Source organism: Microbulbifer maximicatervae (SeqCode) (assembly GCF_052467815.1).
This window is the reverse complement of sequence record NZ_CP174326.1, coordinates 1101215-1122481: the sequence shown is the minus strand read 5'-3', so window position 1 is coordinate 1122481 and position 21267 is coordinate 1101215. Positions and strand designations below refer to the sequence as shown.

16 protein-coding genes are annotated in these 21267 nt (G+C 45.9%); 10 read left to right on the top strand and 6 right to left on the bottom strand.

Going from position 1 to position 21267, the window contains the following annotated elements; translation table 11 throughout:
• The first annotated feature begins 75 nt into the window (after positions 1-75).
• The 9 genes from ACJJIW_RS04790 (at position 76) to tssH (ending at position 12103) form a co-directional block, all read left to right on the top strand.
• A complete protein-coding gene (locus ACJJIW_RS04790) occupies positions 76-846 on the top strand; it encodes a hypothetical protein (RefSeq protein WP_282930263.1) in 771 nt (256 codons plus the stop codon).
• 178 nt (positions 847-1024) lie between these two features.
• Positions 1025-2320, top strand: a complete 1296-nt coding sequence (gene tssA / locus ACJJIW_RS04785; RefSeq protein WP_282930262.1) for a type VI secretion system protein TssA — start codon at positions 1025-1027, stop codon at positions 2318-2320.
• 44 nt (positions 2321-2364) lie between these two features.
• Positions 2365-2886, top strand: a complete 522-nt coding sequence (tssB, locus tag ACJJIW_RS04780) for a type VI secretion system contractile sheath small subunit (protein WP_282930261.1) — start codon at positions 2365-2367, stop codon at positions 2884-2886.
• Positions 2883-4370 (top strand): type VI secretion system contractile sheath large subunit, encoded by a 1488-nt coding sequence (gene tssC / locus ACJJIW_RS04775; protein ID WP_282930260.1) that lies wholly within the window; start codon positions 2883-2885, stop codon positions 4368-4370. The genes tssB and tssC (ACJJIW_RS04775) overlap by 4 nt, the downstream gene beginning before the upstream one ends.
• A gap of 108 nt (positions 4371-4478) precedes the next feature.
• Positions 4479-5993, top strand: coding sequence for a type VI secretion system contractile sheath large subunit (tssC, locus tag ACJJIW_RS04770; RefSeq protein WP_282930259.1), 1515 nt, complete (start codon positions 4479-4481; stop codon positions 5991-5993).
• 5 nt (positions 5994-5998) lie between these two features.
• Positions 5999-6472, top strand: coding sequence for a type VI secretion system baseplate subunit TssE (gene tssE, locus ACJJIW_RS04765; protein ID WP_282930258.1), 474 nt, complete (start codon positions 5999-6001; stop codon positions 6470-6472).
• Entirely contained in the window at positions 6472-8301 is a 1830-nt protein-coding gene (gene tssF, locus ACJJIW_RS04760; protein WP_282930257.1) for a type VI secretion system baseplate subunit TssF, read from the top strand. The genes tssE and tssF overlap by 1 nt, the downstream gene beginning before the upstream one ends.
• The gene (gene tssG, locus ACJJIW_RS04755) at positions 8265-9395 is read left to right on the top strand and encodes a type VI secretion system baseplate subunit TssG (RefSeq protein ID WP_282930256.1); all 1131 of its coding nucleotides are present in this window, start codon (positions 8265-8267) and stop codon (positions 9393-9395) included. Before tssF ends, tssG begins: the two co-directional genes overlap by 37 nt.
• 41 nt (positions 9396-9436) lie before the next feature.
• A complete protein-coding gene (gene tssH, locus ACJJIW_RS04750) occupies positions 9437-12103 on the top strand; it encodes a type VI secretion system ATPase TssH (protein ID WP_444892610.1) in 2667 nt (888 codons plus the stop codon).
• A gap of 97 nt (positions 12104-12200) precedes the next feature.
• Here tssH and ACJJIW_RS04745 read toward each other — a convergent pair whose 3' ends face one another.
• The 6 genes from ACJJIW_RS04745 to ACJJIW_RS04720 form a co-directional block, all read right to left on the bottom strand.
• Positions 12201-13355, bottom strand: coding sequence for a lipase family protein (locus tag ACJJIW_RS04745; protein WP_282930254.1), 1155 nt, complete (start codon positions 13353-13355; stop codon positions 12201-12203).
• 26 nt (positions 13356-13381) lie between these two features.
• Positions 13382-13861: a DUF6795 domain-containing protein gene (locus ACJJIW_RS04740; protein ID WP_444892611.1), complete on the bottom strand. Its 480-nt coding sequence runs from the start codon at positions 13859-13861 to the stop codon at positions 13382-13384.
• Positions 13862-14553: 692 nt separating this feature from the next.
• Positions 14554-14847 (bottom strand): PAAR domain-containing contractile injection system baseplate protein, encoded by a 294-nt coding sequence (locus ACJJIW_RS04735; RefSeq protein WP_282930252.1) that lies wholly within the window; start codon positions 14845-14847, stop codon positions 14554-14556.
• Positions 14848-14850: 3 nt separating this feature from the next.
• Positions 14851-15429 (bottom strand): DUF6931 family protein, encoded by a 579-nt coding sequence (locus tag ACJJIW_RS04730; protein WP_108731475.1) that lies wholly within the window; start codon positions 15427-15429, stop codon positions 14851-14853.
• A 13-nt stretch (positions 15430-15442) separates the two neighbouring features.
• The gene (locus ACJJIW_RS04725) at positions 15443-17350 is read right to left on the bottom strand and encodes a type VI secretion system Vgr family protein (protein WP_282930251.1); all 1908 of its coding nucleotides are present in this window, start codon (positions 17348-17350) and stop codon (positions 15443-15445) included.
• A 163-nt stretch (positions 17351-17513) separates the two neighbouring features.
• Positions 17514-18002 (bottom strand): Hcp family type VI secretion system effector, encoded by a 489-nt coding sequence (locus tag ACJJIW_RS04720; RefSeq protein WP_282930250.1) that lies wholly within the window; start codon positions 18000-18002, stop codon positions 17514-17516.
• 589 nt (positions 18003-18591) lie between these two features.
• On the opposite strand from ACJJIW_RS04720, the gene ACJJIW_RS04715 reads away from it, so the two are divergent.
• On the top strand, positions 18592-21225 hold the full coding sequence (locus tag ACJJIW_RS04715) for a bifunctional serine/threonine-protein kinase/formylglycine-generating enzyme family protein (protein ID WP_444936799.1): 2634 nt from the start codon (positions 18592-18594) through the stop codon (positions 21223-21225).
• The last annotated feature ends 42 nt before the right edge of the window (positions 21226-21267 follow it).

Sequence of the window (21267 nt, the reverse complement as noted above, 5' to 3'; positions counted from 1 at the left end):
TCAAAGTCAGAAAAAGCGTATCAGAGGTTCTGGTTTTTCAAAAAATTATCAGAGCAGGAAGCTAAGGTTACTGGTATGTCTTATGGAATAGTTTTTACCGGGGAGATAAGAAGTTCTGTAGAGCGGCGCTATGCAATAGCCGCACTAGGTCGTGAATTTGGACTGGGGTTCAGTCAGATTAAAGGACTTCTTACAGGCACGAAATCTCAAATTAAAATTACTGACGACAGGGTGGAAGCCTGCCAGCTAATGCAAAAATTCTGGGAGGCCGGTTGGCATACGCAGCTCAATTTGGATGATCATTTAATACACTGTACTGCAAAGTCCAGTAATTGTGGTGGCTCTCCTTTGCCTCCTGCTCTTGAATTTATGGGCAATGCAGCGGGGACAATTTCAATTGGTATTCCGGTTGGCTGGCAAAAGTTTGACAATTTGAATGGCGAGGCGGTAATTCAGGCGGGGAATCCAGAATTAAACCGCTATTTAATTGTGCTGAAGCAAGATCGGTCTCAGCTTCCTCAGGAATTATCGGTCGACCATTTCGGTAAAGCTCAAATAGAACAGTGCCTGACTCGGGTTGATAACGGAGCCCTTATATCCGGGCCGGAACCATTGATAAGTAACACTCAAAATGGCCATATCTATGAGATGTCTGCCGAGGTAACAAAAACGCCAGTTCGCTACTTAGTCACATTCTTTGAGTGTCAGGATAGTTTTTATTCTGTGTTTTTGTGGTCATCCTTAGAGAACTTTGAAAACAGTAGATCTGAATTCTTGCATATTTTTGCCACATTTAAAGTTATGACTAGTCCGAGCAGTTGCGAATCAACACTAGTTCCTATGTAATGGCTTGGAATAAGAAGCCAAAATTTAACAAAAATAAATAGCGTAAAATAGTCAACCGCACGTGTTTTTTAAAGTAATAGGTACCAAGCGCATTATTTGCCTTGATTAGATATCTACAACGTGTACTCTTCTCAGAATTCTGATTAAAGGATTTGATTCGGTATAAGGGCCTTTTTTGATGGCATTCCCAAACACGATAAATATCGATGAACTAGTTGCTCCAATCTCAGAGGATAACCCCGTAGGGGATGATATCCGAGAGGATCGTTCGCCGACTTCTGATTACTACTCGATCAAAGATGCACGCAACAGCGCGCGGGCCGCTGAGCGCTCAGCGATGTTCGACGATGTAGATACAGATCTGTTAGCGCCGTGGAGAGATGTGGCCAAGGCCGCTGAAGGCATCCTCGGGAAAAAGAGCAAGGATTTGGAGGTTGCCAGTTGGTATACCGAAGCCTTGATTCGCCTGCACGGTTTTATTGGCTTAAGAGATGGCCTGCAACTGATTGACTCATTGATCGAGCAGCACTGGGAAGGCCTGTACCCCTTGCCAGACGAGGATGGTCTTGAGACCAAGGTTGCCCCCATTACGGGCCTGAATGGTGATGGTGGAGATGGCACCTTGATGATGCCCATTCGCAGCGCCGCTATTACCCCAGAAGGTGATTATGGAGATTTCTCATTCTTCCAATATCAGCAGGCCCGAGATGCTGACAAGATCGCAGATGAGGATGCGAAGGCTGCTCGAATAGAGACTCTGGGTTATAGCTACGAACAGGTCGATCAATGTGTAAGTAGCGCGAGCGCGGAATGGGCTCAGAACCTGATTCAGACAATTGAGGGAGCGATTGAGCACTTCAAGGCAATCAATGACAGTTTGAGACAAAGCTGTGGCCATGATGCACCTCCCTCCACTAATATTTCATCCCTGCTGGATGAGGTGTTGAGAACAAGCCGCTTTGTTTATAAAGCCAAATTGGAATCTCTAGAGCAGGCTCAAGTTGAGCTGGAGTCGCAATCTTCTGAGGAGCCTACAGGTGAGGAACAGGCAGCGGGTGCTGCAGTTGCTACTGTCTCTACAGGTGCAGTGGCTATTCCCTCAGGTCCAGTGGTATCCAGGGAAGATGCTTTAAAGTTGCTCGAGCAGGCGGCAAAGTATTTCCGTACTTATGAGCCCCATACGCCGCTGGCTCCTGGCCTAGAAAGGTTGATAGGCTGGGGACGAATGACAGTGTCTGAACTGATGTCTGAATTGCTACCCGATGACCATTCGAAGGCGCTTTACTCGCAGTTGACGGGAGTTCGCCTCGATGGCACGGATACACAAAAATATATAACCCCACCAGTGACTACAAGTGGCACTTCATCAGCTCCTGCGGTTGCCGCAGATACACCTAGTGAAGGTGTATCCGCGCCAGTCTCTGATGAAGGTTGGGGTGAGCAACCGCAAGAAGAAGCCAGCACTGGTTGGTAATTAACTAAGAACAGCAGTCCCTAAAGTCGGAAAGGAGACCTTAGATGTCTGAAAGCATCCACAATAAACTTAAGCGTGTGCGTAAGCCTCGTGTACATATCACTTACGATGTTGAAACTAACGGAGCCGAAGTCAAAAAGGAGCTTCCTTTTGTGGCTGGCGTTATGGGTGATTACTCTGGTGATAACGCAGAGAATCGTAAGGCGCTGAAAGATCGTAAATTTGTCCAAATCGACCGCGACAACTTCAACGATGTGATGGGCAAAGTAAATCCCAAGCTGAATCTTCAGGTGGAGAACACCCTATCTGATGACGGCAGCAAAATGGCTGTTGATCTCGACTTCAACCATATGGATGACTTTTCACCAGAAAAAATTGTTGGGCAGGTTGAGCCTCTCAAACAGTTACTAGAAGCCCGCAGTAAATTACGCGATTTGCTGAGTAAGGCCGATCGTTCAGAAGAGCTTGAGAAAGTGCTCGAGGATATCCTTCAGAGTACTGAAAATGTCAGCGCAATTTCTGAGCAGCTGGGCTTGGGTGAGGATAAAGGAGAGGATTCAGAATGAGTACAGAAGTAGAAAATGTTGCAGGCAGTGAGGCTGAAGAACAGTCAGCAAGCCTTCTCGACCAGGCTATTGCCGCAACCAAGCAAACTGCTCCCCAAGAAGCGCAAGATTTACTTGCGAATCTGACGGAGCAGGTCCTGAAGGGGACTGTTACCTGGGACCGCAGCCTGACTCAGACTATCAAGAGCGCTGTAAGCGCGATTGACAAAGCTATGTCTAAGCAGTTGTCTGCGATTTTACATGACGAGAAATTCCAGAAGCTGGAAGGGTCGTGGCGTGGTCTAAATCACCTGGTAATGAATTCCGAAACCGGTGCGACCATGAAAATTCGTATGCTCAACCTGAGCAAGCGCGAGTTGTTCCGCGATTTGGACAAAGCGGTTGAGTTCGATCAGAGCCAGACCTTCAAGAAAATTTATGAAGAAGAGTTTGGCACTGCTGGTGGTGAGCCTTACGGTGTAATGATTGGTGATTTCGAGTTCACCAGTCATCCAGAAGATATCGAGCTCCTAAGTAAGATGTCCAATGTTGCTGCGGCAGGCTTCTGTCCGTTTGTTGCTGCGGCAGGTGCCGGCATGTTTGGCTTTGATGACTATACAGAGCTTTCCAAGCCGAGAGACTTGGGTGGTATTTTTGAGTCTGCCGAATATATTAAATGGCGTAGCTTCCGTGATAGTGAAGACTCCCGATTCGTATCGCTGGTTATGCCCCGCACTCTGGCCCGTACTCCCTATGGTGCTAACACCAAGCCGATTGAAGCATTTGACTTTGAAGAGTTCGAGGTGGATGAAGACGGTGTTTCCCGCCCTGCAGAGCACGATCAATACTGCTGGATGAATGCTTCTTATGTTATGGGTACCACCATGACTAAAGCATTTGCTGAGAATTCCTGGTGTACCGCTATCCGTGGTGCTGAAGGTGGCGGTAAAGTGGAAGGGCTTCCATCTCACGTATTCAAGAGTGATGATGGTGATCTCGACCAGAAATGCCCCACCGAGATCGGAATTACCGATCGCCGAGAAGCTGAACTCAGTGCTCAGGGCTTCCTGCCTCTGTGTCACTACAAGAATACCGATTACTCTGTATTCTTTGGTGCTCAAAGTGCCCAAAAGCCAAAGGCATACGACGACCCCGATGCAACTGCCAATGCGGAAATCTCTGCACGTCTGCCTTACCTGATGGCAACTTCTCGTATCGCTCACTACTTAAAAGTAATGGCACGGGATAAAGTGGGCTCCTTTATGGAAGCGAGTGATTGTGAGCGCTGGCTGAATAAGTGGATCTCCCAGTATACAAATGCTAACCCTGATGCCAGTGCAGAAATGAAAGCGAAATATCCGCTGTCTGAGGCTCGGGTGGAAGTTAAAGAAATTCCTGGTCAGCCCGGATGTTACAGTGCAGTAGCCTACCTGAGGCCTTGGCTGCAGATGGAAGAATTGACGACATCTCTGCGCATGGTGGCAAATATCCCATCTGCGGGATAATGTTCTGGCCTCACCCTTCTGGGTGGGGCCTTCTCTTCACAGGACCTTATTCAAGGTCTAAGTTATATCGTCATTTATTCAAACAATAATTCTAGTTGGAGTATACCGGTGCCCCGTGCAGGACATGACCAAATAGCAGAAAATCAATCTGATATTCTGTCGAAAAAATTGGCGAGAGGGCAGCAGAATGAACTCAGAAAATTTCTGCAAGAACCGGATGATTTTTTTGCATTTGAATACTGGCTAACGGAATTGTGCTCTTGTGCAAATAGAGAGAATTACTCCGTTCGTCAATACTTAAGTAGAATTATCGCAGAGCTGGACGAGTTAATTTGTGATCAGTTAAATCGTATAATTCATAACGAGAAGTTTCAGCGGCTGGAAGCAAGTTGGAGAGGTTTATCCCTGTTGGTGTTTGATACACCACACGCTGACAATATCAAGATCAAAGTCCTGGATGCCAGTTGGAAGGACTTGGCTAAAGATATTGAGAGAGCTCCAGACTTTGATCAATCTGGCTTATTTCACCTTGTATACAATGAAGAATTTGGTACCCCTGGAGGCGAGCCTTTTGGCTTTTTACTTGGGGATTACTACGTATCTCACCGTCCTTTACCTGACCATCCTTATGACGATGTTTTTACCTTACAAGGTATAGCTCATACGGCGGCTGCAGCATTTGCTCCTTTTATTTGTTCTTCGGCACCACAGCTTTTTGGTGTCGACAAGTATTCAGACCTGGCAAAGCCCATTAATTTTTCTGAGGTTTTTCGTCAAAAAGAATATATTCGATGGAGTGGACTTAGAGATTTGGAAGATAGTCGCTTTATTGCGATAACTCTCCCCCAAATACTGATGAGGGAACCTTATAATCAAGAGTTTTCTTGCTATCGAGGTCTGAGATTTCAAGAACAGGTAAGAGCGTCACATAACCAAAATTATCTATGGGGTAATGCCTGCTTTGCTTTAGGTGCTGTATTAATTCGAGAATTTAGTGAGGTTGGGTGGTTTTCACATGTCAGGGGGGTTGCTCGCGACCACCTGGGCGGAGGGCTCGTGACTCAATTACCGATGATGCCTTATCGAGTAGATAGTAGTCCTGGCATGATTCAGATGGCTACCTCGATTTTGATTACTGATTTTGCAGAGAGAGAATTAAGTGAACTGGGCTATGTTTGCCTAAGTCACTGTTATGATACTCCGTACAGCGCTTTTAATAGTGTTCCGTCACTACAAAGGCCACAGCAATATTCCACTAAGGCTGCAACAGCTAATGCGCGTATTAGCTCGATGTTACAGCAAATCCTTTGCGCCTCCCGTTTTGCTCAGTATATCAAGGTAATGATCAGGGATAAGGTCGGCTCCTATTTGAATGCAGCAGACTGCGAGCGGAAGTTACAGAGCTGGTTAAATGACTATACGACAGGTAGAGATGATCTTTCCTGGGAAATGCAGGCTAGATATCCACTGCGGGAATCTCGTGTTCAAGTAATGGATGAGCCAGGAAAGGCAGGTAGCTATCAAAGTGTTATTCACCTTAAGAGCCATTATACCGTTGATCATCTTGTATCCGAACTGAAGCTTACAACAGCTCTGGCAACAATTGGCGCAGGAGCTAATTAATTATTATGGTGAGAGAAAAGCGTTTATTGGCTCCGGTGCTTGATCGACTGTTGCAATCGTCTAATAAAATGGATGTGCATCAATCTCACCAAGTGTTGAGACAGCTCCGCGAAGGGGTGCGCCGTGATTTGGAATACTTATTCAATACACGATACAAATGTATTTCCGCGCCGGCAACTCATGAAAATTTACAGAAGTCTAATGTTAACTATGGATTGCCGGACCTATCAACAGTAAACCTGACTTCAGCGACTAGCCGAAAACAATTTTGCCGGGATATTGAAAAAACAATTCTAAATTTTGAACCGAGAATACGCTCGGTCAAAGTGACTACCCAAGATCAGGTAGATGTTGAAGATCCGAGCATTCGCTTTCGGGTGGAAGCAGTATTACACGTTAATCCAGCATCAGAAGTAATTGTATTTGACTCGGCACTCAATCCGGTTACCCAGCTGGTTGATGTTTCAGAGATTATGTGATGAGTGAAAAATTAATAGATCTCTATGAGCGTGAACTTGCATTTATTCAGCAAACATCTGCTGAATTTGCAAAAATGCACCCTGCTGCTGCATCTAGGCTTCAGCTAAATGCAGATACGGTCGATGACCCTCTAGTGGGCCGTTTGCTGTCTGGTTTTGCTTATATGAATGCCAGAGTTCAGCAAAAGCTAAGCGATGATTTCCCAGAGTTAACAGATGCAATGCTGGAGACTCTTTATCCCCACTATCTTCGCCCAATTCCATCCTGTGCAATTGTTCAGTTTGAACCCGAGAAGGATTTGGATGCGATAACTCCTGTAGAAAAAGAAACTCTACTGGAGAGTGATAGTTTTCATGGGCAAACCTGTCGATTCACAACGTGTTACCCAGCAGAGATTTGTCCTTTTCAGGCTGTAAGCGCCAGCCTTATGCCAAGGCCTTTCATAGCGCCAGGTTGTAATGACGTTCAGGGAGCTAACGCAGTTCTAAAACTATCGCTAAAAACGTTTAGCCCAAGTTTGAAATTTTCTGACCTGGACTTAAAGAATCTACGCTTCTTCTTGCGTGGACAGCCGTCTCACATATATAGCTTATATGATTTAATTTTAAGTAAATGTGTACAGCTTGTTGTTGCTAGTGGAGAGAGTGATCCTAAGCCGACCTTTATCTCATCAGATAAAATACAGCAAGTGGGCCTTAGTCCGGACGAAGGCTTGTTGCCATATCCTGATACCGCATTTGTAGGGTATAGGTTACTCACAGAATATTTTGCTTTTCCAGAAAAGTTCTTATTTTTGGATGTGCTTGATGTTGGTGAGGCTCTAAATGAGAATTTTGAAGACACATTAAATTTATATTTTTACTTGTCTGAGACTCATGAAGAATTAGAAAAGCAACTTAGCCCAAGTATGTTTGCTTTGGGATGTGCTCCGGCTGTAAATCTATTTAAGCAAAGTGCAGACCCGATACCACTCAGTCACACGCAATATAATTACCATGTGGTTCCTGATGCTCGTCGCAGCGAAGGCCTGGAAATATATTCAATTGATCAAGTCGCAGCGACTGATGGTGATGGAGGAGTAACTAATTACCGGCCCTTCTATGGTATTCAGCATAGTAAACACCACGCAGATCAGTCGGCTTTCTGGTATAGCCGTCGTAGAGATGTAATTGAAGGCGAGCATCGAAACGAGCAGGCGTCTGAGATCGATATTACTTTAGTCGATCTAGATTTCAATCCACATAGAATTAGTGATCAGACTTTAGATATAAAACTAACCTGTTGTAATAGAAATCTGGCTAAAAAGCTACCCAATGGTAATGCCCAGCCTTACTTGGAAGTTGTTGATGGCGATTTACCGGTAAGTCGAATTAGTTGTGTGGTCTCCCCAACAGCAACGTTGAGGCCTCCTCGTCGGGAGAGGGGGTATTGGAGGCTTATCTCTCATCTAAACTTGAATCACCTATCTTTATCCGGACCAGAAGGGTGTAATGCTCTAAAAGAAATATTTAGGCTTTATGATTTTCGTGATTCTGCGAGCACTCGCAACCTGATTGAATCATTGTTAAAGCTTAATACCAAGCCCGTCACTGCACCAATTCAAATTGACCAAAGTGTAGTGTTGTGTCGTGGTACAGAAGTTGAAATTGAGCTTGATTCTATGATGCTAAATGGAACAAGCCCATTGCTATTTGCCAGTATAATAGAGCGTTTTCTTGGGCTTTATTGCTCGATTAATTCATTTACAAAACTGATTGCCACTATGAGTGATAGGGATGGGGAGTTGAAGCGATGGCCACCTCGAGCCGGCGAAAAAGCGTTACTGTAATTGAGCGCTTGCGTCGAGAGCCTTATAACTTTGATTTTTTTCAAGCGGTAAGGTTAGTCGAGCGGGCGGTTCATTTAGCAGGTGCTAATTTTAATAAGGAGCCAATAGCCAGTGCGGCTCCACCTGCTAAAGAATTGATAAAATTTAGCTCCCAACCTAATTTGTCTTTTACAGGCTCAGATGTCCTGCGTCTAGAGAAAAAGGCTGTTGAGCATGAAGACCCTAATGAAGACGATTCACACCAATGGCAAATGGAAGTGGGGTTCACGGGGTTAATCGGTAGTCAGGGGGTATTGCCTTATTACCTGACAGAGCTTGTGCAAAGGGAACTCAGAGAAAAAAGTACCGCGCTGCGTGATTTCCTTGATATGTTTAATCACCGCAGTATTTCACTTTTTTACCAGGCTTGGCATAAGTATCAGTTACCGGTGAATTATGAGCGGCAGCGTTTACAGAATTCCCGAGAGCCAGACAAGTTTACCCAAGCTCTTGCTTCTTTAGCTGGGCTTGGGACCAGTGAAATGCGCTATCGTATGCCCATGCCAGACGAAGCGCTTGTGGGCATGGGTGGGCACCTCTCCAGTGGACGCTGCTCAGCAACTGCTTTATCCAGCATGATTAAGCACTTCTTTGATTTATCTGTAAGTATTGAGCAGTTTCAAGGGCAGTGGGATGAATTGCCCGATGATATTCTGTGTCGTTTGCCGAGCGTTCAGGCGCCCAATGGGGTTAATAATTGCCTGGGTGTAAACACCATTTTGGGTACGCACTGTTTCCAGGCCCAAAATAAATTCCAGGTAATTATCGAGTCAATGCCTTATGAGCAATATATGACTATTGCACCTGGTACGAAGAAATTAGAGTCACTTAAGGAATTTATCCGTTTTAGTGCTGGCATTGAAATGGATTTCGAGTTGTCAGTGACACTTTCAACCAGCCAAGTAGCACCAATTCAGTTAAATAGAAAAGCTGAGAATGAGCCATTATTGGGATGGAATACTCATATGGCCAGTGAGCAAGATGGAGAGAGGCTGGTTCAGATTACCTTGAGTGCAGACAATATTCCACCTGATGAAGCTTTACCTGCTGCATAAGTACAATTAACAACATTATTATTTAGGAAAGGATAATCAACGTGATCAATATCGACTTGAAGAGATTGGTTGATACCATGACACCGCATATGCGGGATTCACTTGAAGGGGCTGCGGGGCTATGTTTATCGCAGAACCAGTACAATGTTGAACTAGAGCATTGGTTGTTAAAACTACTGGACCAGTCTGATACCGACTTGTACCACTTGCTCGAAAAGCACGACTGTAATCCGGCGAATTTTGCCAAGCAACTGGCTACTGCAATTGCCGGGTTCCGTGCTGGTAGCAGCCGTCCCCCTTCTTTGTCTCCTACCATTGTAGAAGCTGCAAAGAATGCCTGGATGTTGGCTTCCATTGACTATGGTCATAAAGCAATTAGTTCTGGGCATTTATTGGCAGCGCTTTTATTGGAAGAAACTTCTCGTCGCCAAATTTTAGAGTCTTGCCCAGAACTTAAAGAAATCGCCCCGGAATCTATTCGTGAAACTGCTCGTGCAATGTTTGGGCAAAGTGGTGAATCCAGCCATATTAGTGCAGCTGCAGATATGGGTGATGGTGCAGCAGCAGTCGCTGCGGCAGCTTCTAAAGCTCCGGCATTAGATAAATACACCATCAATTTGACCGAGAGAGCAAAAAAAGGTGAGATTGATCCTGTACTTGGGCGTGATGAAGAAATTCGCCAATGTATTGATATCCTTACTCGCCGGCGCCAGAATAATCCCATCCTGACTGGTGAGGCGGGTGTTGGTAAGACTGCGGTAGTTGAAGGTTTTGCACTTCGTATTGCTAGTGGTGATGTGCCCGAACCTCTTCGTGGTGTTGCAGTGCGCACGCTAGATCTGGGCTTACTGCAAGCTGGCGCAAGTGTAAAAGGAGAGTTTGAAAACCGCCTGAAATCTGTAATTTCAGAAGTGCGGGCATCTGCTACACCAATTATTTTGTTTATTGATGAAGCGCATACGATGATTGGTGCGGGAGGTAAGGAAGGTCAAGGCGATGCGGCAAACCTTCTGAAGCCAGCTTTGGCGCGCGGTGAACTTCGCACTTTAGCCGCTACAACCTGGGCAGAATATAAAAAGTACTTTGAGCGTGATCCCGCGTTAACTCGTCGATTCCAGGTAGTAAAGGTTGAGGAGCCCGATGAGAGTAATGCGATTGACATGATGCGTGGTATTGCAACCTCACTAGAGGAGCACCACAAAGTACGAATTTTAGATGAGGCAATTATAGCTTCAGTCAAACTATCCCATCGTTATATCCCAGGGCGCCAGCTACCAGACAAGTCCGTCAGTCTGCTGGATACTGCTTGTGCCCGTGTCGCTCTGAGTCAGTCTGCTACTCCAGGTGCGATTGAGGATGCTCGAATTAATATTGATCGTACTAATACCACCTTAGCAAAACTAGAGCGTGAAAACGCAGCAATGGGTGAGCATGAAGAGCAATTGGCTGAGCTTAAAGAATTTAAATCCTCTGAAGAAGAGCGTTTAGAGGTTCTTGAGCAGCAGCTGCTTAAAGAAAATGAATTAATTGGGCAGATTCAACAGCTCCGCGACCAAATTGATGTTGAGTTTATGAAGGCTCAGGATGGCGGTGAAGAAACCCCAGACGAAGCCCTGCTAGCTGATTATCAGCAACAGCTCAAATCATTAACTGCTGAGCTTGAGGCCATTCAAGGTGATACCCCATTAATGCAACCTGCTGTTGATGAGCAGGCGATTGCTGCGGTGGTTGCTAACTGGACCGGGATTCCCGTTGGTAAGATGGTTAGTGATGAGATTGTCGCCGTTAAAACTTTGGCAGGGCGCCTGAACAAGCGTGTTATTGGCCAACCTCATGCAATTGAAGCAGTAGCTCAGGCGATTCGTACTTCTCGCGCGGGACTGACAGATCCACGTAAACCAGTAGGCGTGTTTATGTTCTGTGGTACGAGTGGTGTAGGTAAGACAGAAACTGCTCTTGCACTGGCCGATGAGTTATTTGGTGGTGAACAAAATATCACAACCATTAATATGGCTGAATTTAAGGAAGAGCATAAAGTATCTATGCTCCTGGGCTCTCCTCCCGGTTATGTCGGTTATGGAGAAGGTGGTGTACTCACGGAAGCCGCACGTCGCAAACCTTATTCTGTAATCCTGCTGGATGAGATGGAAAAAGCTCACCCCGGCGTACAGGATGTCTTCTATAACCTCTTTGATAAGGGCACTATTAAGGATGGTGAGGGAAGGGACATCGACTTCAAGAATACCGTGATAATAATGACTTCCAACGCGGGAGAGGATGCAATCAGGGCTATCTTTAATCAAGTTGAAGAAAAGCCTGAGCCTGATGTGTTAATGGATAATATCCGTCCGCACTTGTTGCAGAAATTCAAGCCCGCATTCCTTGGGCGAGCGAATGTAATCGCATACTACCCTCTCGATGATGAGAACCTGGTAGAAATTTGCAGAATTAACATGCGCAAGATCGAGAAGCGTGTTCATGAGCATTACGGAGCCTCCTTCAGTTACGATGAAGATGTTCTAATTAACATTGTTGCTCGTTGTCACGAAGCAGATACAGGTGCTCGAAATATTGAAGTAATTCTGAACAAAACCTTGTTGCCAGAATTAGCGAGTGAATGCCTGGATAAAATGGCAAGGGGTGAAGAAGTTAAAGCAATTAAAGTCTCTGCTACAGAAGAGGGAGATTTCAGCTACACCGTAGAATAACGTAGAGCGAATTAGCCCAGCAGTAATGCTGTTAGATTTTACTGCTGGGCTAGTTACCACTAATAACCATAAAGATACAACTGGTTTTAATGAAAATTTACTGGTTGCCTCTGCCTGCTCTCATTACCAATTCCGATACCATATGGTGCATGCGTAAAAATATCATGCGTATAAAGGAGACAGTGATATCGGCACCCTCCACAACAGCTATACCAATAAGCTGAGCTAATCTGCGGATAAGCCGCAATACCCAGAAAGAGATGTCCTTGCTGATTTCATAAGCCTTGTGTAGGAAGATCGCAAGTCTATCGAGAAGCGTGAAGGTAGTACCACCTGCCACTACCAGAGAAATTCCTGCAAGGTGAGCTATCTTTTTAAGAACCCACAGTAGTGCTTCACCAGCTATCCATGCTGTATTTAAGGTTAAGGATAGGACTCCATCTGATCTTAACCATGCTTCAACGCTTTTTTCTATATTGCCTTTGGGTTTTCTAAGTCTTACTGTGTCCCAATCTAGACTGGTTCCGTTGGGGGAAACAGACTTTACATAAGTTTTACTGCTGTGATTAGTTCCAGGGTTGTGGCTGGGGGTCGGTAATTCAAAATCCCCGGTACCACCATTTGGAACATGAATAAACGGCCATGTGGGGACCATAGGAACGGGGTCTGCGCGATGGTAAACGCGATAAATATTTTCGGATTTAAGTTTGCGTTTACAGCCGCTTGCGAAGTGGTCAAGCCCAACTCTTGGGCTACCAAACGTATACAGTTTTATAGATTTTTCTGTATTGGATGATAGCCAATCTGCAGCAAGTGTAGCTATCGCTCCGCCAAGGCTGTGACCAAGGCAATTAATGGTGTGAATATCACTAGGCAGGTTTTGTACAAATCTTTCGAGCTGAGGTAATAGAGATTCGAAAGTATAATAAAATCCCTGGTGTACAGCGCCACCAGTATGGAATCGCCTAACTCCAGTATTTAGGTCTGTTAATAGATCGTACAGGCTATCAGTACCTAAAATACTAAAGAAAGCCTGTCCTTTATGTTGTCCTTTTCCTAGGGTCGCTATGCCTCTTGCGTCAGTGCTTTTCAAGAAAATAAAAGCGCCGGCCTCGGCATCTATTTTGTTTGTTATTTTTTCATCTATGTCAAAATCATTTTTATACAATTCATAGAATAATTTCCTTGTCCTGCTTTCTTTTACCAGGTAAGTATCTGCAGCAAGTTTTGCAGTATATTTCGGACTCAGCATAATATATCTACTCCTTTTGTTTTTATTCAATTAAATTGGCATGAAGTCAATAGGGCGGAATCGAATACTTCTTCCAGTCTGGTTTCGTCAGTTAGCTCGCAAGTTAAGTTAAAAGGTTTCCCCATTTCGGAGTTTTCCCCGGGGTTTCTTTTTGCATAAACCCAGATCTCATAATTTTTATCTTCATAGTTGACGTCAATAGCCTGAGAGACAACAAATTCAACAGGTAAGACCTGGGTTAAGGAGTTTGAAAACTTAGCTGGGAGAACAGCAACCCCATCTTCATCTGATGTGAAGGTATCTACCCATTCTTTTTGCCATTGGATTGAGCGTGTAATTTGGGCTCCTGATATAGGCTTACCATTTAAGGTTAGCTTGATTTTCATTTCTGAAAATGTACAAGCTTTAAAAGGATTAAAAGAAGCCATAGCGTAAGTTCCTCCAGGTGACACAAGAATTAATAGAAAAAATATTGAAAATAAATTAAATATATATTTTTTATGCATGCTGAAATGCTCAAACCTTTTTGATTAAGGTAATTGTTGTTTGATTGCTTGTATTGTTAACTCTAAGTTTGCCTTAGGTTAATTTGGGTAAATGTTGTTTTCAAAAATATTCAAATATTCCGCTTTTGGAATATGTTGTATTTGCTTTGTGTGAAATATTTTAATTATTATGCTGTGGTTGTTATAAACATATTGTTTATATTTAATTGGTATTTTTGTGCTAATTTTAACGGAATAAGATTGGCTTGCCTCTCTTTTAAGGTTGAGGTTTTAGTTGATAGAGTATCTCTAGCGGCTAGACAGCTTCCGCTTGCTTTGACTGAGTGCCTGACTGTTGAATTGCTTGTTCTCGGTCTGTCTAAGTAAGCTTTAATATACTTGGCAAAGACTTCTTGATATAAATTATTTTTGATGGGGAAATAGCTCACCCATTGCAGGTGGCGAAACATCTTAATAAAGAAGGCGATATTTTTATATCGCGAGAAATATTACCTTGCGGATTAAGGTCAATTTTTTAGCCGCTATCTTTGTTTAGCGGTTGCGATGCGTTGGAACGGTCCACTTAAAAAAGCGGACACGTTTCAATGTTCTTCACTATAGATATGAGGTGATCTTGCCTGGGGGGAGAGTTGGTCTCCAATTTTATCTATGCCGTTACGCCGAAATTAGTAATCAGCCAAGATAGTCCCAGTTTATCCGCCTATTAACACTGTAGGGCAGCCAATAACTATATTTCCACCATGGCCGGTAGTGTCGCCCATTCTCGCTGCAGGTTTTTTCTGCAGCATTACCGTTGTACTTCCCATTGCGACGCTATCTGGTGGACCGACACAGGTACAGCTGCTTCCCACAGTGGCTGAAGGCATTCCGCCGATAATAACAGTTGGGGCTCCTGGGCTAAGTACTGGGCCGCCTACATGGGGAACAGTGCCAGTGACCATTGGGCATACGTGCATATCACCAACACGAGAAGCTGGTTTTCCCATGATTTATCCCTCAGCCCTACCATTTCCGCCTCTGGCCAGGTCAAGGCCTTGCTCCATATAGCGCATGAATCTCTTATTTGGATCAACAGGGTCAGATAACACGGCAGCAAGAGTGACACTGCCGGCGACCGCGTGAGCATATAGATGCTCGGGTGGCTCTACCACAGGCTCACCCTCAGCAGCTAAACTGCCATGACACCAGCTTGCTGCAGTAGCGGCCCAGCTCGCAGGAGTTTTATGTTTAGTTTTTTCACCAAACAGCTTGCAGCGTAATCGAGCTTCCTCACTAGGCTTTTTCGCCCAAGTCTCCGCTGCATTCAAAGCATTAACATTGTCTTCATCAGTTTGTGGCCCCTGGATGTCTCGAGCAGCGAGACAGGCCCACCATACGGCTTCCCGCTTAGGGAGGCCGTGAGCTAATAGCTTAATTGCATCTGGAAATAAACCGGCATCTACAAGGCGGTTTATACTGACTTCTGGTGCGGTATCTGGCACCAGGTGTTCTTCTGCCTCGTCACTAACTTCAAAATTCTTGAGAAGCTCATCGGCTGTTAATGCTTCTACTTTAATGAGGTCTGTCATTGCTATCTCCCCATCAATTAATCATGGTGACGCCGCCTTTCAGCGTCAGCATGCCACCACCTTTAACTTCCGCAGTAGCGTCGCCCTTACAGGAGAGCATTGTTCCTTTGATGGTGATGCCAGCTGGAGTTAGTTTGATACTGCTGCTGCCAACTTTCAATTCTATAGATGCTTTGGAAGTAATCTTAATTGCTCCCATAGCATCGGTAGTTTGCGAGCCCTTACTGACTTTGAGCGTATGATTTCCCGACCCGATAGTTACAACCTGATTACCCTTGCTGACATTAAGTTTTTGATCACCCTTTGCGATGGTAACAACTTCACTGCCATCGGTAACCGTAATAGAGCGATCCTGCTTAACCTCTAGGGTCTGCTTGTTTTCTATCTTGCCTGTTTGGTCATTATGGACGACAAAGTTATGGTCTTTACCTGCCTCCATATAAATTTCTTCACTCCCGCCTTTATCATCAAAGCGAAGTTCATTAAAGGCGCTACTTTCGTACTCGGTTTTCCAGCCGCTTTGAGTTGCTGTGTAATTGGGTCCTGGGTTGTCACCATTGTATACAGCCCCAGTAATCAGCGGCCTATCTGGGTCACCATTTATGTAAGTTACAATAACTTCCTGATTTACCCTGGGAACAAAGTTTGCCCCCCAGTTTTTTCCAGCAAAAGATTGCATTACCCGTACCCAGCAGCTGTTTTGCTGTGAGTTCCATGGGAATTTCACTTTGATTTGGGTATAGGGGTCCTGAGAGTTATCTGAGGTTGTAGCCTTAACTTCAAGAACCCGTGCGACCTGTGGAGAGTGAACTTTCTTCGCAAAGATAGAGGGCTCAGGCCTTGGTGTTACTGTTGCAGGAATACAGCTAAATGTATTGTGGAAATGAGTCGCGTCGCTATTACTATCGCTTGCAGAGATATGTACAGAGGTAATTAGATACTTACCTTTCTCTGAAGATACAGTGTGATCAAAATTAAAGCGGCCGCCAGCTGTAAATGAAGGGCAATCGCTGCGGCCATGGCTTACGTCAAATAAAGCTTCCTGCGCTTCCATGGAGCGCTCCGCGAGCGCCTTGTGGTAGCTATCGGTAAATTTATGTTTATTTTCGCCATCTGCCTGGAAGTGGTTTAACCCATACATTCCGCGCAAATAATTGCTGACATCATTTAGCTGGCTGGTGGTTTTAACCTGCTGCTTATTGTCTTTTGTAGCGGTAAATTCACAGTAATCTTTTAACTCAAAACCGCCACCGTGATAATTAAAGTTTCGCTGCCAGCTACTGATAGTATTTTTTGTTGGGTGGCTACCTCCACCATCGTATTCTATTTGCTCGCTGTCGCAGTCATAGAAGTCCTGGCTATCATCACAGAGAACAAGCTCGTGTTGCCCGTTTGAGTGTTTGAAGTAGTAAGAGATTCCCTCTTCAGCCATAAGGCGATTGATAAATTCAAAATCGCTTTCATCGAACTGCACACAGTATTCGCGGGTTATATATTCAGCATTTAACTTGGTGCTTACTTTGATAACCTTACTGTATTCACCCAAAACTTCTTCAAGAATTTGTTTTGCTGATTTCTTTTCGAAGATTCTGTTGGAGCCCCCGAGGCTGGTAAACCACAGGCCCGGTTGAACTGTGGCGCTATAGCTACGTATTCCTTCTGCGGTAACATCGCGAAGAGATAGCTGAGTTACGTAACCATTGATATAACGAGGGGTTTCTGAGTGATGTACAGAGATGGTGATGGCCTTACCAACGATATCTTTCTGGTCTATGGCATGATCATCAGAGAGAAGCTGAACTTCGTAGCGGAAGAGTTTGGATATATGCTCTTCACCTTGTAAGTTGGTAGCGATTACCGCATCGGTACCGAGCGGGCTGTCGACCTTAATTAGTCTTCTATCTTGATTTAATGTAGTCATGGGCAGCCCCTACTATCCCTACGGTGCCTTGAGAGTAGTAATAGTTTTGTGTATTCAGTTCTTTAGCTGAAAGCTCGGTAAGCGCTCAGCTAAAGAACTGCCAGACAATGGTCTGCGGGGTTTCCGCAGACCATTTTGTAAGCAGATCGCACTTTGATCTGGCTTACAGGGCCTTGGCAGTTTCCAGGCAGTATCCAACACGCATGCTGGTTGGGTTCTTGTTGCTCTTGTCAGCGTGGTTGAGCTCAGTTTCGATTTTGGCGTAGCTCAGAGCAACAGACTCAGAGGGAGGACCGCCAGCAGAAGCTGAAGTGCTGTAAGAAGAAATCAGGACGTTCTCCAGTTTGTAAACAGCATACTTCTCAACAGAGTTCGCACCGGTTTGAACTACGTGGATCTCTACTTTAACGCCTTCGTCACCAGTTACAGAAGCTTTGAGCAGGCCGCCGGAAGCTGCGTCCAAGCGCTTGCTGAAAGTTAATTCACTCAGGCTTGGGCGAGAAGCTTCACGGTTTGCCATAGCGCCGGCTTCCATGGTGATGCCACGGCCAACGCCGAAGTGCAGATTGTCAATTTCAATCCAGTCTTCGTAGCCAGAAGCAGTAACATTACCTTTTACAGCTTTGTCGTTGTAGTTCATGTAAATAGCCATGGGGTGTCCCTCATTGGTTGGCGTGTGATGTTGGTGGTTAATTCCGTACCATCGCGACTTGCAGTTGTTTAGGTTGTTGTCGCGGTAGCAACTGAGGTGATTTAAACAAAGAGAACGCGAAAAAAAAACTAATTTTCTAGTTATTTAATCGACTCTGGCACTAATTTCGCGAAGCGGTTTTCAGCTGTTACGGATTCTGCCTGTTTGCTCTAATTGACTCTGACACTATTTTTTTACTTATAAAAATTAACAACTCATTGTTGAGGCTAAGTTGATGATTTTGGTCATGGATATTGATTGACAGGCGAACATCTATTTGAAAGCATTTAACCGTACTATTTTGATAAACTCGCTATGTAATAATATGTAATCCATCCCTTTAAAGAGGTAATGCTCAATGATTTCGGGGGCTGGATTCGAATAATAGTTTGATGGCGCGTTAAGGCAAATTTATTTGAATATTGATTCATTGTTGCCCCATAGGCTGTTCGATATACTTCGCACCCTACTTTATTGCCTTACCCAATCGACCAATAACAAAGCTTTTGCGAATTTGGATGTGTCGTAATGGTTTTCCATGGAGGCGGAATTGAACGATAAGACACGTATTGTTCGGCCGAGTGGCACTCCGCCGGGCTCGAGCGAATCTACCAGTGGGCTGACAGAAGATGGTGATATCACCGTCATTGTCCAGCAGGATAAGACCGGAGCCAATGATCACCCCCCCATTAAAGGTGCTCAACCTGTTAAAGGTGCGCAACCTGTAATCCCCTCGGCTGCCGCCGGTTTTAGCTCTGATGCGACAGTTTTTGTGTCCACCCCAAGACGAACAGGGGATGCAGCTGGGGTTGATGAGGTTTTGGGTGGGGTCTCTGCCGATTCAGCTATATTGTCTGAGCCTCTGGAGGCGGCCGGCTCAAATGCCGTGACCAAAACGGTGATCAAAGGCCGGTTTGAGCTGGATAAGCTTCTGGGTGTAGGGGGAATGGGAGCGGTTTACAAAGCTCTGGACCGCCGGAAGTTGGAAGCCAATGACAGCGAGCCCTATGTCGCTATCAAGCTGCTTAATGATGACTTCCAAAAGCACCCTGATGCATTTATCTCCCTCCAGAGGGAAGCACGGAAGTCTCAGACCCTCGCGCACCCTAATATCGTAACGGTTTACGACTTTGACCGTGATGGGGATCGCGTATTTATGACAATGGAGTTCCTTGAGGGTGCTCCGTTGGACAAGTTGTTACGCGATCATGCGGATGTGGGGCTGGAGCCAGAGCGTGCCCGCTCGGTATTTTGGGATATCTCCCAGGCCCTGATATACGCCCACTCCCACAAGATTGTTCACTCAGACTTTAAACCGGGCAATATCTTTGTCACCAATAAAAAGGGTGCAAAGGTATTTGATTTCGGTATTGCCCGAGCAGTTTCTGAGGGTGGCATCGCTAATAAGGCTGGTGAAACCACAGTATTTGATGCAGGTACTCTCGGAGCTCTCACCCCGGCCTATGCGAGCCTTGAGATGCTCAAGGGGGCAGAGCCGGCACCGAGTGATGATGTATATGCACTGGGGTGTGTTGCCTACGAGCTGTTCTGCGGTCGCCACCCTTACAACAAAACGCCAGCAGACAAAGCCTTGGAGCAAGGCTTACGGCCCAAGCGGATCAAAGGGCTCAACCGCCGGCAGTGGCGGGCGCTTGAGTCAGCACTTGAGCTGAAGCGGGAAAATCGTACAAGTACGGTTGATAAATTCGTTCAGGCATTTTTTGTTAGCCATGCCTGGAAGTGGGTGCTCGGCAGTGCGTTTGTGATGGTTCTGGGGGGCGCAGTTGTAGGTTACGGCCACCTGCAGCAGCAAAATGCTGCAGAGCAAGAGCGAGTCAGGGTTGAGCTTGAGCTTAAGCATGAGCAGGAGTTATTGGCCCGGCGCATTAGCGACAAGAAAGAGGCTATCACCCGGCTGATTGGCTTGAGTATTTTGACCCCAGCCTGGGAGCGGGATCTTCAGCTGGAGTTAGAGGAATACTCCGAGCTGAACCCTGTGGATAAAGAATTTTTGGATTCTTCCCGTCGCCAGGTCTCAGAACTTTTCCTCGCCGCTGCAACGGGTCAGTTAAATCTGGGTAACCTCGATCAGGCCGATGTCATGCTAGCGGGTGTAGCCAACTGGTATGGCGAGTCAAAAGAAGCTGAAGCTATCAAGACTCAGCTGGCGAATGATAGAGAGAGCTTGCGTGCGCGCCTAGAGGCGGAGCGGATTGCAGAAGAGCGTGAGGCCGAGCGCATCCGTTTGGCTGAAGAGCGCGCGGAACGCCGCCGTCTGGCTGCCCTCAAGCAAAAGCAGATCGACGCTGTTCTTGATGATATGGAAGTGGCGCTTACCTGTGGTTTTACAATGAGCGCCTCCTCAGTAGGCTCCCAGTTGGCCCGCCTGGCAAAACTGGATAGTGCAAAAGCCTTGCAGATACGCCCTGTAGTGGGTGAAGAGCTTGTGAATTGCGCAACCAACCTGGGTATGAAAGACCCAATTCAAACAGAGGTCCTGGTTGATCAGTTCAGGGCTCTCCTGCCTGCATACCAACCATTGAAAGATTTCAAGTTGGACTTCTGCGGCCATTTAGTCCCCGGAAGTGGTCGCAGAGGCGACCGCTATACCTGCCGCGATCGCTTAGCGGATGGTAGCAGAGGGCCGACAATGGTCGTGATCAAAGGGTTGAGTGGCAGGTCGCTGGCAGTGGGTAAGTACGAGGTCAGCAGCACCGAGTTGGCTCAATTCTGCCGTATAGCTGGTCAATGCGGGGAGCAGACCCCGGCTGCATCAGGGCTGCCGGCCAATAACCTATCCCTGGCAACAGCGGAGGCTTATTTAAGCTGGCTCAGTGATGAGACAGGCTATCGTTACCGCTTGCCCTCGGAACAGGAGTGGTTTGCAGCCGCCAGTGCCAGGGGAGAGGACGAGGTGGCGGATCGAAACTGCCACTTGAAGTATGGCGGCATCGAAAAAGGCGCTGAAATGGTTCCCACCCGGGCCGGGTCCTCCAACGGATTTGGGCTGCTGAATGCGGTAGGTAATGTCCAGGAGTGGGGGCTGGGTACAGAAGGTGAATTACTTGCTCTCGGGGGAAGTCGTATTGACCCGATGAGCCGCTGCCTGGCAACAACCAAGAAACTCCATAATGGCCAGCCCGACGAATTCACCGGTTTCCGTATCGTTAGAGATGTTAACTAGGTTAAACAATTACCAGCGAATGTCGATACGATAGTCAAGTTG